At 69.1% G+C, this 13,639-nt stretch carries 12 protein-coding genes; 9 read left to right on the forward strand and 3 right to left on the reverse strand.

Features of this window, described 5'->3' with window-relative positions; translation table 11 throughout:
- The first annotated feature begins 91 nt into the window (after positions 1-91).
- From M4960_RS02625 to M4960_RS02645, 5 genes are all read left to right on the forward strand, one after another.
- Complete coding sequence (locus tag M4960_RS02625) at positions 92-523, forward strand: hypothetical protein (RefSeq protein ID WP_248703369.1); 432 nt, start codon at positions 92-94, stop codon at positions 521-523.
- A gap of 91 nt (positions 524-614) precedes the next feature.
- Positions 615-1,079, forward strand: coding sequence for a hypothetical protein (locus M4960_RS02630; protein WP_248703370.1), 465 nt, complete (start codon positions 615-617; stop codon positions 1,077-1,079).
- Positions 1,080-1,324: 245 nt separating this feature from the next.
- Positions 1,325-1,891: an Imm26 family immunity protein gene (locus M4960_RS02635; protein WP_248703371.1), complete on the forward strand. Its 567-nt coding sequence runs from the start codon at positions 1,325-1,327 to the stop codon at positions 1,889-1,891.
- Entirely contained in the window at positions 1,881-2,702 is an 822-nt protein-coding gene (locus tag M4960_RS02640) for a DUF6188 family protein (protein ID WP_248703372.1), read from the forward strand. Before M4960_RS02635 ends, M4960_RS02640 begins: the two co-directional genes overlap by 11 nt.
- Before the next feature lie 747 nt (positions 2,703-3,449).
- Entirely contained in the window at positions 3,450-3,953 is a 504-nt protein-coding gene (locus M4960_RS02645) for a hypothetical protein (protein ID WP_248703373.1), read from the forward strand.
- A gap of 129 nt (positions 3,954-4,082) precedes the next feature.
- On the opposite strand, the gene M4960_RS02650 is transcribed toward M4960_RS02645, so the two are convergent.
- Positions 4,083-5,306, reverse strand: a complete 1,224-nt coding sequence (locus tag M4960_RS02650; protein ID WP_159573080.1) for an alpha/beta fold hydrolase — start codon at positions 5,304-5,306, stop codon at positions 4,083-4,085.
- Between the two features lie 23 nt (positions 5,307-5,329).
- Here M4960_RS02650 and M4960_RS02655 point away from each other — a divergent pair, with 23 nt between their 5' ends.
- From M4960_RS02655 to M4960_RS02670, 4 genes are all read left to right on the forward strand, one after another.
- Positions 5,330-5,911 carry a DUF3000 domain-containing protein gene (locus M4960_RS02655; RefSeq protein WP_123938166.1) on the forward strand — a complete coding sequence of 194 codons (582 nt, stop codon included), beginning with the start codon at positions 5,330-5,332 and terminating at the stop codon, positions 5,909-5,911.
- The gene (locus tag M4960_RS02660) at positions 5,908-7,164 is read left to right on the forward strand and encodes an HRDC domain-containing protein (RefSeq protein WP_374202852.1); all 1,257 of its coding nucleotides are present in this window, start codon (positions 5,908-5,910) and stop codon (positions 7,162-7,164) included. The genes M4960_RS02655 and M4960_RS02660 overlap by 4 nt, the downstream gene beginning before the upstream one ends.
- Positions 7,165-7,312: 148 nt before the next feature.
- Positions 7,313-8,512: an acetyl-CoA C-acyltransferase gene (locus tag M4960_RS02665; RefSeq protein WP_374202876.1), complete on the forward strand. Its 1,200-nt coding sequence runs from the start codon at positions 7,313-7,315 to the stop codon at positions 8,510-8,512.
- Positions 8,509-10,653, forward strand: coding sequence for a 3-hydroxyacyl-CoA dehydrogenase NAD-binding domain-containing protein (locus M4960_RS02670; RefSeq protein ID WP_248703375.1), 2,145 nt, complete (start codon positions 8,509-8,511; stop codon positions 10,651-10,653). The genes M4960_RS02665 and M4960_RS02670 overlap by 4 nt, the downstream gene beginning before the upstream one ends.
- A 123-nt stretch (positions 10,654-10,776) precedes the next feature.
- Here the strand turns inward: M4960_RS02670 and M4960_RS02675 are convergent, their stop codons facing one another.
- Positions 10,777-11,511 (reverse strand): hypothetical protein, encoded by a 735-nt coding sequence (locus M4960_RS02675; protein WP_248703376.1) that lies wholly within the window; start codon positions 11,509-11,511, stop codon positions 10,777-10,779.
- 134 nt (positions 11,512-11,645) lie between these two features.
- Positions 11,646-13,577 carry a 1-deoxy-D-xylulose-5-phosphate synthase gene (gene dxs, locus M4960_RS02680; RefSeq protein WP_248703377.1) on the reverse strand — a complete coding sequence of 644 codons (1,932 nt, stop codon included), beginning with the start codon at positions 13,575-13,577 and terminating at the stop codon, positions 11,646-11,648.
- Between the last annotated feature and the right edge of the window lie 62 nt (positions 13,578-13,639).

Genomic DNA, 13,639 nt, shown 5'->3' on the forward strand with positions numbered 1-13,639 from the left:
GCATGGGCCGAGGAGCCGAGGTGAGTACGTCCGTCCGGGCGATCTGTTCGTCGTGCAACGAGGTGATGGAAGATCGTATGTCGGGCAAGTCTTGACGGTCGACGGTGACGAACTGTTCATCGTGATCTTCGACTTCTCGATCAGCGAGGGTGTAAACCTCACCGACGTATCAGACGCACTTGTCGCGGAACCGCTCGTTGCGAGCTGGACCCATGACGAGCGCTTCCGACCGGACGCCTGGACCGTGATCGGACAGGCCCCAGCTGATACTCAACGACTCCTGCCTGCTTTCATCCGGGGGCTGCCAGCGGCTGGTGGAGTACGCGTGACGAACTTTTCAGGTTCGCGAACCCGCATGGCTTCCGCAGAGGAAGCCGCCCGTATCCCCCAGAAGACGCTTCGGTCTCCCGCGCTGATCGAGCGATTCCTCCGAGCGCACGCAGGCGTCGATCCTTGGCTCGATGTGCTCGAAACAGTTCGTTACCGTCCCACTCCCTCGTCCGCTGAACTGTTCCTGGAATGATCCGAACACCTTTGCGACAATTTCACTTGACGGACGGAACACGCACTCGCAGCAAGACAGTTCTGCCCCTCCCCTAGTTGAATCGGATCCGATGCTGCAACTTTTTACCCGTGAATCCGAGCAGGGCGATACCGAATGGTTCGACCTCGCCGACGTTGTGCCCTCCCTTCATCTGCCCGAGCTTTCATGGACGGCTGAGGACATATTCGTCAACGTGGCGAAAGATCCCGGACTGGACGTCGCGAAACTGGAACAGGCGTCTAGCGCGCCCCACTTGCCCTATCCGGTACTCGACAGTGCCTCGTTCGCGCGCCTCGCCGAAGCCACACATCAGTTCATCGACGGCGAGTTCGTCGGATTCCACCCATCCGATGTCGGCAAAATCGACAAAGCAGTCATCCGCCTCGACATGAGTGACGGCTCGTTGTGGACGATCATCATCGACACAGATCAGGTAAAAATAGGGGACAAATTTTCTCGAGTGTTCGGATCAGGAACGCAAGTCCCGGCGATGACCACCCGCGCTACAGAACCCTCGACCGAAACGCCCTCGTGAGCATCCCACGGTCGCGAGCCTGGAGCATGAAGAGAGCGAACGGCCAACGAGGACCAACTGTGCTTTCTTGACCCTAACGGTCAACGCGTGGCTGGCTTCCCATCCGTGGGGCGCAGCACTGGCCAGACCCGACCTCTGCCCGTCGAACTTTGGGGGAAGCGCCCCCTGGTCGCATTTCTGACGTGTGCCACCGGATCCTGAGAGGACGTGCTTTGAGTTCAAAGCAACAGATTTACTCCGTCGCGGTGGGTGACATCTTCACCGTGCCGCTCGACGACGGTGAGGTGGCGCTTGGACAGGTGATCGGCAAGTACACGAAGGCGCTCTACGTCATCATTTTCGACCTCGTGGCGTCTGAAAGGTCAGTGCAGACCCTCAATTTCAGCGACGTGACGGCAGCGACTCCCCTTCTCGCGCGGATGACGTTCGATGCGCGATTCCGACCGGGCATGTGGCAGATCGTGGGCAACAGCGTTCCCGATCAACGCCGGTTCTTGCCCGCGTTCAGCCACGGATCGGAGGACTACGACGGGGTGCACGTCACGAACTTCGAAGGGTCGAGGATGCGGAGGGCGACGGCTGACGAGGCGCGCCGCGTTCCACATCTGACCATCGACTCCCCGATGGTCTTGGAGAAAGCGCTTCGTGCCCACCACGGCTTGGAACCGTGGCTGCCGGTGTACGACGACCTCCGGTACCGCCCCACTCCGACGTCCTGGGAACTCTTCGGAGAACCGCGACCTGCTCGAGGAGACTCAGCGCGGGCGGCTCCGGAACACCAATCCGTGGGAGGGGACGGTCATGGCCACTGACACATCGGAGCCAGGTCGGGCGGCGGCGCCCGTCCCCGTCGCGGGCACGCTCGACTTCGTCGGCGTCGACTTCCGGCTCGACCTGCGCTTCACCGACGGCGCAAGCGTGCAGCTCGAATCTGCGTTCACCGTCACGGTCCGATCCGGGGGCAGCGTGGTCGTCGATCCGGAGCGCAAGGACTCGCTGCTCCCCATCCTGCGGCTGTTCGGCACAGACCTCGATCGGCGATCGGTCGAGGGCGACACGCTCACGCTGTTCTTCGCTGACGGAGCGACCCTCGTCGCCGGTCCGGACGGCGAGTTCGAGTCCTGGCACGTCTCCGGGCCGAAGGGGCGCCCGGTTCGTGTCGATCCGCTGGAGGGCAGTACGAGCCCCGGTACGGAAGAAGCCCTGAGAGTGCGGGTTCCGGGTCCACCCTTCGCGCTGGACATCGCCGGCGACACCGTCGACTGCATCGGCATGGAATCCGACGTGACGATCCGCTTCTCGAGCGGTGCGTCGCTCCGGTTCGAGACCGACTTCGCGCTGACCGGCTCTGACGGGGAGCACGCGTTCCTCGATCCCGGTGACAAACCCTCCCTGCTCACCCTCCTCGCTCTGCACTCCGAGGTCGTGTCGGACGGTGTTGTCACGGGCTCGCGGATCGCCATCCGGTTCGCCTCGGGTGCGTTGCTCGAAGGTTGGTCGAACCGCCGAGGTCCGTCCTGGCACTACAGCGAACCGGGGCGCGCACGGGTCGACATCGACGCCATGCCCGACGGCGAGGTCCGGTACCGACTCAGCCCGTCGTCCGTGGAGATCCGGAGGTGACGGGCGTGCCCCAGGACGTCTCGATCGGTCATCTCCGAGCGATCACCACCGGGACGGCTGTGGACCTGCCGGACCGTGTCGTCGAGATCCTCGCCGCTGTCGGGCCGGACACGGATGTGCTCGTCTCCGACGTGTCCGCACGGTCGTTCGCAGCGGCCATCCGGCGGAGCTACTCGAAGCAGGAGCCGAACCTCGTACCGTTCATCGACCCACTCCAAGCCCTCGGGGACGAGCTCGTCCTGATCTGTCAGGTCGAGCACGGGGATGAACTCGTGACGGTCGTGTTGCGCGCGACGGACCGAACGCTCGTGGTAGCCACGGCGATCGACCGTTCCGTCGGGGTCGTCCACATCACCGTCCAGGAGCTGTGCGCGCGCCTCCGCGCATCAGGCGCTCCGGGGGCGGAACTGGCGCTCGAGGTGGCATCGCGGTGTCCGACCGAGGAACGGCTGCGCATCTTCGAGCAGGGCGCGCTGTCGACGGCACGAACCTTCCTGACGAAGTACACGATGGCCGCGGAGAAGGGCTTCGACGTCCGCGGACTCGAAGGGTTTGCCCGTGCGCTTGTGCCGCTCGGCGACGAGCAGCCGGGGCTCTGCATCGTGCAGGCTGACACCTCGGTCGGGTTCACGGCGTTCAGGCCCGGCAGGACCGACGTCCTCGCTGCCATGAGCGTGGGCGGCCTCTTGCCCCAGACCGAGACGACCGAGGAGAACGGATGACCACGACAGTGCCGGCGAGCGGGGGATGGTCACCTACCGGATCCCCGCTGCTCGCATCGTGCTGCCCGACCTGGTGCAGTTCTTCGCAGAGCTCGAAACACCAGGGCTCGATTCACCAGAGCTCGTCTGGGTCCTCACGACCCTGTACGCTGTCACGTCCCCTGACAAGCCGGTCCAAGCGCTCCCACTCGAACGCCGTGTCGACGCGGCGGTGGAACCCGGGCTCATCCTGAGCCATGCCGAGGCAATGGAGATCGCTGACAGCATGCGGCAGCTCATCGACGGCGAGTTCCTCGGCTACCTCCCCGGCGCGGACCTGACCGACGAGTCGAACCTGGTGGTCCGGATCGACGCGTTCGACAGCGGGGAGTGGACAGTGACGGTCCGACCGCCGCTCACGACGATGAGCGATGCCTTCGACCGGACGCACGGCCCAGCGCAGCCGGGCCGACCGGCGACTCGTCTCGAGGAGTTCGGGCCGCGACAGCAGACGACGAACGGAACGAGTGCCACACCGCCCGCTTCGTGAGCGGAAAAGGTCGAGTGCGCGACGGTGATCCGACCATTTCTGCTCACGATGCGACCGAACGGACGCAAGGGTGGACGGGAGGCGCGGTGCCAGCTGGCACCGCGCCTCCCGTCCGCTTTCCGGTCGCGTCTACCGCGCGCTGGCCGCCCCGCGCCGCTGGACCACCTCGGTGAGCCACGCGAGGATGCGGGCGTCGAACCAGTCGGCGTCGTGGTTCCAGAGCTTGGTGTGCCGGGCCGTGGTCTGCACCTCGAGCCGGACCAGGTCGGGTCGGGCGCGCGCGAGGTCGTGCGAGGCCGAGGACGGCACGAACCCGTCGTCGTCGCTGTGCAGCAGGAGGATCGGCACCGTCAGCTCGGCGGACCGGGTGACCATGTCGAGCTCGCGCAGGTCCACCGGCTGCTGCAGGCCGGCGAGCCGGTGCAGCACCGGGGTGCGGAGCAGGCGCTGGGCGACCTTGCGGACCGGCCGCGGCAACCCCATCAACTGACTCTGCGACTTGAGCACCGCGTGCCAGTCGACCACGGGTGACTCGAGCACCACACCGTCGACGAGCCCGGCGAACCGGGATCGCAACAGCGTCTGCAGCACGACGGCACCGCCCATCGACCAGCCCATGAGCACGACGCTCTGCGCGTTCTGGGCACTGAGCCACCGGAGGACGGAGTCGATGTCCTCCCACTCGGTGCTGCCGAGGCCGTAGCGGCCGTCGACGCTCGGCGGTGCGACGCCGTCGTTCCGCCACGACGCGAGGACGACCGAGTAGCCGGCGGCACGGAAGACGGGGACGGCGCGGATCGTCTCGGCGCGGGTGACACCGCGGCCGTGCACCAGGACGGCCCACGGGGCGTCCGGGTCGTCGGCACGGACGACCCAGGCGGGTGCGGGGCCGTTCGGTGTCGGGATGTCGATGTCCTCGACGGGCACGTCGAGCTCGCCGGGGGTCAGGTAGAACCAGCCGCCCCAGCGACCGCGGCGTGCAGCGGTCGGGTCGCCGGCGTCGATCGCGATGATGCGGCGCGTGACCGTGGTGTCGGTGGTGCCGAGGACCTCGCCGACGCGCATGTGCCCGGTGCCGGCGCCGAACCAGAGCGAGTAGCGACCCTGCAGCTCGGTGTCGGCGGTCCGCTCGATGGTCACCGTCATCCGGACCGGGTCGACGGCGTGGATCGGGACGCGTTCGGTGCGCTTGCGGTCCGGGGTGACGACGGCGCGGGCGACGGCGGCGACGAAGCCACCGATGACGGCCGTCCCCACCGCGGCGGCGGCCAGACCGGCACCGAGGGCGATGAAGCCGGCCGATCGTGCGGTCTCCTGGACGGCGTCCTCGGCGGGTCGCGCGGATCGGGACATGGCCCGGAGCCTAGTCTGCATGTGTGTCCGAAACCCGAGAGCCCGACGCCTTCGCGCGGCTCCGCGCGTTCGTGTCCTCCGGCAGCAGCCGCTCCGAGACCACCGTCACCGAGATCCCCTCGCCCACGCGGATCGCACCGTTCTCGATCGCCCTGGCGGCGGACGTGTCCGGCACCGCGCACGGCGTCGAGTCCGACCTCGGCACCGGACGGTTCATCGCCCTGTACGACCCCGAAGAACCCGAGGGCTGGGGCGGCGCGTTCCGGGTGGTCTCGTTCGCCCAAGCACCACTCGAACCCGAGATCGGTGTCGACGAGTTCGTCGCCGACGTCACGTGGAGCTGGCTCGTCGACGCGCTCGAGACGCACGGTGCCGAGTACGACCACGCTTCGGGCACGGCCACCAAGATCATCTCGCGCGGGTACGGCGACCTCGCCGCACAGGGCGACGGCGCGCAGCTGGAACTCCGCGCGTCGTGGACGCCCCGCGGCGACGACCTCACCGCACACGTCCAGGCATGGCAGGACATCGTCGCCATGCTCGCCGGTCTGCCTCCTGCCTCGGACGGCGTGACCCTGCTGGCCCCGAGGAGGCTCGCCAAGTGACCGACCCCGCCAGTTCGACCCCCGGTGCACCGGACCCCGCGTTCGAGGACTCGCACGAGGCCGTCAAGGTCATCGACTCGCGCGACGACTACCTCGACGCCGTCGCAGCGATCGCCGCCGGTCACGGGCCCGTCGCCGTCGACGCCGAGCGCGCCAGCGGCTACCGCTACTCGCAGCGCGCCTACCTGATCCAGGTGTTCCGTCGCGGTGCCGGTGCGTTCCTGTTCGACCCGATCCCGATCGGCGACTTCTCCGAACTGCAGGCGGCCATCGTCGACGAGGAGTGGCTGTTCCACGCCGCCTCGCAGGACCTGCCCTGCCTGCAGGAGGTGGGTCTCGTCCCGACCCGCATCTTCGACACCGAACTCGGAGCCCGCATCGCCGGGTTCCCCCGCGTCGGTCTCGGCGCCGTCGTCGAGCAGCTGCTCGGGATCACGCTCGCCAAGGCGCACTCGGCAGCGGACTGGTCGACCCGGCCGTTGCCGCAGTCGTGGCTCGTGTACGCGTCGCTCGACGTCGAACTCCTGCCCGACCTGCGTGACGCCCTCGCCGCGAAGCTCGACGAGGCCGGCAAGTCCCGGATCGCGGAAGAGGAGTTCGACGCGGTGCTGCACCGCGCCCCGAAGCCCGTCCGTGCCGAGCCGTGGCGTCGGCTGTCCGGCATGCACGCCCTCCGTGGTGCCCGCGCGCTGGCGATCGCACGGTCGCTCTGGGTCGCCCGTGACGAGTACGCCCGCGCCGCCGACATCGCTCCGGGGCGGACGATCCCCGACGCCGCGATCGTCGCCGCCGCGGCCGCCGCACCGTCGTCGCGCGCCGAACTCGGCGCTCTGAAGGCGTTCACGGGTCGCGCCAGCCGGTCCGAGCTCGACCGCTGGTGGGCCGCGGTCGACGAGGGTCTGACGACCGAGGACCTGCCGAAGCTCCGCGGATCCGGTGAAGCGACGCTCCCGCCGCCCCGCGCCTGGGCCGACCGCAACCCCGCGGCCGACCGCCGGTACAAGGCAGCACGGGCTGCGGTCACCAAGCGGTCAGAGGAGCTCGACATCCCGCTCGAGAACCTGCTCACGCCGGAGACCCTGCGTGTGGTCTCGTGGGCACCGCCGTCGCCGCCGTCGACCGAGCTGGTCGGGGCAGCCCTCGCCGCACACGAGGCCCGCCCCTGGCAGGTGGAGGAACTCTCCTCGATCATCGCGTCGGCCTTTGTCGCTGCTGCACAGCAGCCCGCGCCGACGGATGACGTCGAGTCGTAGGAACCGCCCAACCGGCATGCGCCCGCCCAGCCTGGGGGCATAGCGTCGGGAGCGTCGCCGGGCGAGGCCCGGCCGGCCGGAGCGACCAGCGTTCCGGCCCGATCGATGAGGATCTGGGAGGCCCGGATTGCCAAAGGCATCAGACGTCGTGTTCGTGGACGGAGTACGGACACCGTTCGGACGAGCCGGCGAGAAGGGGGTGTTCTGGAAGACCCGGTCCGACGACCTCGCGGTGCACGCGATGCGCGGACTGCTCGACCGGAACGCCTCGCTCGACACCGCAGCGGTGGACGACGTCGCCGTCGCGGCGACCACGCAGCAGGGTGACCAGGGGCTGACCCTCGGCCGCACCGTCGGCATGTTGGCCGGCCTGCCGAAGTCGGTCCCCGGGTACGCGATCGACCGCATGTGCGCCGGGGCCATGACGAGCGTCACGACGCTCGCGGGTGCCATCGCCTTCGGTGCCGCGGACATCGCGATCGCCGGTGGCGTCGAGCACATGGGACGCCACCCGATGGGCTTCAACTCGGACCCGAACCCGCGGTTCATCGCCGAACGCATGGTGTCGAGCGACGCGCTGGTGATGGGGTCCACCGCCGAGCGCCTGCACGACCGCTTCCCGGCGATCACGAAGGACCGCACGGACGCCTACGCCGTCCAGTCCCAGCAGCGGTACGCCGCAGCGTGGGCCGCCGGCAAGCTGCAGCCCGACGTCATCCCGGTCGAGGTGAACAAGGGCGACGGGTGGGACGTCATCAGCACCGACGAACCGCCGCGTCCGGGCACGACGCTCGAAGCGCTGGCCGCGCTGAAGACGCCGTTCCGCCCGCACGGACGGGTCACCGCCGGCAACGCCGCCGGCCTCAACGACGGCGCGACCATGAGCTTGCTCGCCTCGGCCGAGGGCGCCAAGGAGCACGGCCTGCCCACGAAGATGCGCATGGTCTCGTTCGCCTTCGCCGGCGTCGAGCCCGAGGTCATGGGCGTCGGCCCGGTCCCCGCGACCGACAAGGCGCTGTCGAAGGCCGGCCTGTCGATCGACGACATCGGCCTGTTCGAGATCAACGAGGCGTTCGCGGTGCAGGTGCTCGCGTTCCTCGACAACTACGGCATCGCACAGGACTCCGCGAACGTCAACGCGTGGGGCGGCGCGATCGCCGTCGGCCACCCGCTGGCATCGAGCGGTGTCCGCCTGATGAACCAGCTCGCCGCGCAGTTCGCCGAGCGCCCGGACGTCCAGTACGGCATCACCACGATGTGCATCGGACTCGGCCAGGGCGGCACCGTCATCTGGGAGAACCCCGGCTACAGCAAGTCCGCAGCACGTTCGGCTCGGAAGGGGGCATGAGCATGACCACCGTCGACACCGACCGTCTGTCCGAACTCAGCGAGGACGAGGTCGTCACGCACTCGTTCGTCAAGCACGTCACGATGCCCTCCGGCGGCACCCTGGCGCTCATCACGCTCGACAACGGCAAGGACTACAAGCGTCCGAGCACCCTCGGGCCGCGCACGCTCCGCGAACTCTCCGGGGTGCTCGACACCCTGAAGACCGAGGCGACCGCCGGCACGATCCAGGGCGTCGCGATCACCGGCAAGGAGTACTGCTTCGCTGCCGGTGCCGACCTGTCGCAGGCAGCGTCCGTGCCGTCGCGGGACGTGGCGCACGACCTCGCGGCCCTCGGCCACGCCACCCTCCGCAAGCTGTCCGACTTCGGCGTGCCGTCGTTCGCGTTCATCAACGGCATCGCCCTCGGCGGCGGGCTCGAGATCGGACTGCACTGCACCTACCGGGTGTTCTCGTCCGCGGCGCAGGGCATCGGCCTGCCCGAGGTCTTCCTCGGCATCATCCCGGGCTGGGGCGGCGCGACACTGCTCCCCCGCCTGATCGGTCCGGAGCGCGCGCTGCGGGTCATCGTCGAGAACCCCCTCAAGAACAACCGCCTGATGGACGGAGCGGCCGCGGTCGAGATCGGCATCGGCGACGTGCTGATCCCGTCGGTGACGTTCCTGCCGTCGGCAGTCGCCTGGGCCGACGGCGTCATCGCCGGTCGTGTGTCGGTCAAGCGGCCCAATGAACCCGGCATGCTCGAGAAGGCTGCCTGGGGCACGGTCGTCAAGGTCGCCCGTGGGCAGGTCGCGTCGAAGATCGGGACGGTGCCGAAGTCGCCGTTCCGCGCGCTCGACCTCGTCGCCGCCGCTCGCGGCGGTTCCCTGGACGAACGGTTCGCCGACGAGGACGACGCCCTCGCCGACCTGCTCTCCGGTGACCAGTTCGCCGCGTCGATGTACGCGTTCGACCTGGTGCAGAAGCGTGCGAAGAAGCCCGTCGGTGCTCCGGAGGGTGTCGAGCCGAAGAAGATCACGAAGGTCGGCGTCCTCGGCGCTGGTCTCATGGCCTCGCAGTTCGCGCTGCTGTTCGCCCGACGACTCGGCGTCCCCGTCGTGATCACGGACGTCGACCAGTCCCGCGTCGACGCCGGTGTGGAGCGGATCCGTGGTGAGGTCGGCAAGCTGCTCGAGAAGGGGCGGATCTCCCCCGACGACGCGAACCGCATCACCGCACTCGTCAGCGGGTCGGTGTCGTACGACGCCTTCGCCGACGCCGACTGGGTGATCGAGGCCGTCTTCGAGGAGATGAGCGTCAAGCAAGAGGTCTTCCGGAAGATCGAGCAGGTCATCGCGCCGGACGCCATCCTCGCCACCAACACCTCGTCGTTGTCCGTCTCCGAGATGGGCTCGGTGCTGTCCGACCCGTCGCGCCTGGTCGGGTTCCACTTCTTCAACCCGGTCGCCGTGATGCCCTTGCTCGAGGTCGTCCGCACTGCCGACACCTCCGACGAGACGCTCGTCACGGCACTCGCCGTCGCGAAGACCCTCAAGAAGACGGCGATCATCACCGCCGACCAGCCGGGCTTCGTCGTCAACCGGGTGCTCGCACGGGTCCTCGGTGAGGCGATGCGCGGCGTCGAGCAGGGCACCTCGTTCGACGTCGTGGCGGCCGGTGCCGCGCCGCTCGGACTGCCGATGTCGCCGTTCGAGCTGCTCGAACTCGTCGGTCTGCCGGTGGGTGCCCACGTGCTCGACTCGCACCACGCCGCCTGGCCGGAGCGCTTCTACCCCGGTGACGGGCTGAAGAAGATCGCCGAGCACGGGAAGATCCTGACCCGCGACAAGAAGGGCAACGCGACCGGGTACGACTCCGCTGCCGTCAAGCTCGTCGCGCCGTCGAAGAAGGACGCGAAGCCCGTCGACGCTGCCGCGATGCAGCAGCGCTTCGAGGACGCCCTGGCCGACGAGCTGCACCGCATGCTCGAGGACGAGGTCGTCCAGCACGTCGAGGAGATCGACCTCGGCCTGATCCTCGGTGCGGGCTACCCGTTCCAGGCCGGTGGGATCAGCCCCTACCTCGACCGCAGTGGGGCGTCCGAGCGCGTCTTCGGTGGGAGCTTCCACGACCCGCTGATCGTCGGCCCGGCTTCCCGCTAGCTGGCGCGAGTCCGTCTCGCACAACCGAAGTCACCCCGAACCGCAGATCGCCGTGGTTCGGGGTGATTTTGGTGTGCGTGGCTGGCCCGCTGCGGTGTTGTCCACCGCCGTCGTGAGCCGCCGTCAACCGCCCACGCAGTCGTTGCTGCCGCTGAAGCACGGCGGGACCGACGGCCGTGGTGCCGGCGGCTCGGGCGGCTCGTTGTCGTACGACGTGAAGTACGCGGCGCTGTGCGTCACGACGAGCACGTAGTCCGCCCCGCTCGCCCGGACAGCGCCGTCGCGTCGGTCGACGCCGAGACCCGGTGCCGAGTGCACGACGGACGATCCCTCCGACTGCCACAATCCGAGTGACCCGTCCCAACCGCGGACCCGCACGACCGCGAACCGGTCCTGCCCGATGTCGTTGCCGAGCGCGATCGACTGCCGCCCACCGATGTCGACCAAGTACGGTGTCGATCCGTCCGGCTGGATCGCCTGTGCCACGAGGTCCTCGTCGGTCAGGCCGCCCGTGCGCAGCGCCGGTCCGGCGATGCGCACCGCGTCGACCGGTGTGGTCGCACCGTCGATCGTGTACACCGCCCCGGCGTCGATCCGACACGTCGTGCCCGAAGCGGGCTGGAAGAACCCGGAGTTGCTCGCGTGGCCGCACGAGTCGGTCCAGGTGGCATCGACCCGGTGGACTGCGGCGGTGCCCTCCCAGTCGACCACACGGTGCATCGTCTGTCTGGCACCGACCCGGGCATCTGCACCGAGCTCCGGCGTGACCGTGCCGTCGTTCATCGCTGCGCACCCCGAAGACAGCGCCACCACCGCGAGACCGATCGCCACCGCCGTCGTCCTGAACCCCCGTCGCATGCGGCGATCCTGCCAGACGTCCCCGAGAGACATGCCCCAGACGGCATGGGTGACTTCCGGCGGAACCAGGTTCGGGACACAGCACCGCGGAATTACGTGGTGCGGTGTCCGGAACCTGGTTCCGCGCGCCCCGCCTAGCGGTCGGCGGACTCCCGCGACCGCGCGGGCTTCGCCTGCGGCAACTTCGTCCCGACGACCTGGTCGATCACGTCGCGGGCGATCGCCTGCGCCGTCAGCCCGACGTCGGCGAGGATCTGCGACCGGGTCGCGTGGTCGATGAACTCGTCCGGCAGCCCCAGCTCGTTCACACCCGTGTCGACCCCGGCGGCCCGCAGGTCCTGCCGGAGCCGGGTCCCGACGCCACCGACGCGCACGCCGTCCTCGATCGTGATGACGAGCCGGTGCGTCCGCGACAGCTCGATGAGCGAGCCCGGGATCGGGACCACCCAGCGCGGGTCGACCACGGTGACGCCGATGCCCTGCGCCTCGAGCAGCGACGCGGCCTCGAGCGCCGTCGGCACCATCGAGCCGACGGCCACGAAGAGCACGTCCTCGACGCCGTCCGCAGCGGCGTGCAGCACGTCCACACCGTCGGGGAGACGACGGACGGCGGGGATGTCCGGCCCGACCTGGCCCTTCGACCACCGGAGCACGGTGGGGGCGTCGTCGACGGCGATCGCCTCGCGGAACTCCTCGCGCAGGGTCACGGCGTCACGGGGTGCCGCGATCCGGATGCCGGGCACGACCTGCAACAGTGCGAGGTCCCACATGCCGTGGTGCGACGGCCCGTCCGGTCCGGTGATGCCGGCGCGGTCGAGCACGAACGTCACGCCGGCCTTGTGCAGCGCGACGTCCATCAGCACCTGGTCGAAGGCCCGGTTCAGGAAGGTCGCGTAGAGCGCCACCACGGGGTGGAGGCCCCCGTAGGCGAGGCCCGCGGCAGTCGTCACGGCGTGCTGCTCGGCGATGCCGACGTCGTACACGCGGTCGGGGTGCTGCTCCTGGAACAGGTGCAGTCCGGTCGGTCGGAGCATCGCAGCCGTGATCGCGACGACACGGGGGTCCGAATCGCCCACAGAAGCCAGGGCCGACGCGAACACCGAGGTCCACGACGGACCCGACGCGGCGTCGAGCGACTCCCCCGTCTCCGGGTCGATGTGCCCGACGGCGTGGAACTGGTCGGCCTGGTCGCGCAGGGCCGGCTCGAACCCGTGGCCCTTCTCGGTGATCGCGTGCACGATCGTCGGGGCGCCGTAGGCCTTCGCCTGCCGGAGCGCTGCCTCCATCGCACGCTGGTCGTGTCCGTTGACCGGCCCGATGTACTTGATGTCGAGGTTCGAGTACAGCGCCTCGTTGTTCGTGAAGCGCGACAGGAACCCGTGCAGCCCCCCGCGCATCCCGCGGTACACGGCCCGGCCGGGAGCACCGAAGCGATCGGCCACGGCCCGGGAGGTCTCGTAGAGCGCCCGGTACTCACGCCGCGTGCGCATGGAGCTGAGGAACCGCGCCATGCCGCCGATCGTCGGAGCGTACGAGCGGCCGTTGTCGTTGACGACGATGACCAGGCGGCGGTCGTTGTCGTCCGAGATGTTGTTGAGCGCCTCCCACGTCATCCCACCGGTGAGGGCGCCGTCACCGACCACCGCGACGACGGTGCGGTCGGTCTGTCCGGTCTGCCCGAACGCGCGGGAGATCCCGTCGGCCCAGGACAGCGACGACGACGCGTGCGAGGACTCCACGATGTCGTGCTCGGACTCGCTGCGCTGCGGGTAGCCGGCGATGCCGCCCCGCTCGCGGAGCTTCGAGAAGTCCTGCCGCCCGGTGACGAGCTTGTGCACGTACGACTGGTGCCCCGTGTCGAACACGAAGGGGTCGTTCGGCGAGTCGAACACCCGGTGCATCGCGAGCGTCAGCTCGACCACACCGAGGTTGGGCCCGAGGTGCCCACCGGTCTTCGCGACCTCGGCCACCAGGAACCGGCGGATCTCGGCGGCGAGTTCGGTCATCTGCACGTCGGAGAGACGCTTCAGGTCGCGCGGCGACGTGATGCTGCTGAGCAGGCTCACGGGCGCTCCTTTCGTGGGGCTGATCCCCCACCATATCCGCGTGACCGGCAGACGGACTGGAG

Source organism: Curtobacterium sp. MWU13-2055, from assembly GCF_023242305.1.
Classification (GTDB): Bacteria; Actinomycetota; Actinomycetes; order Actinomycetales; family Microbacteriaceae; genus Curtobacterium.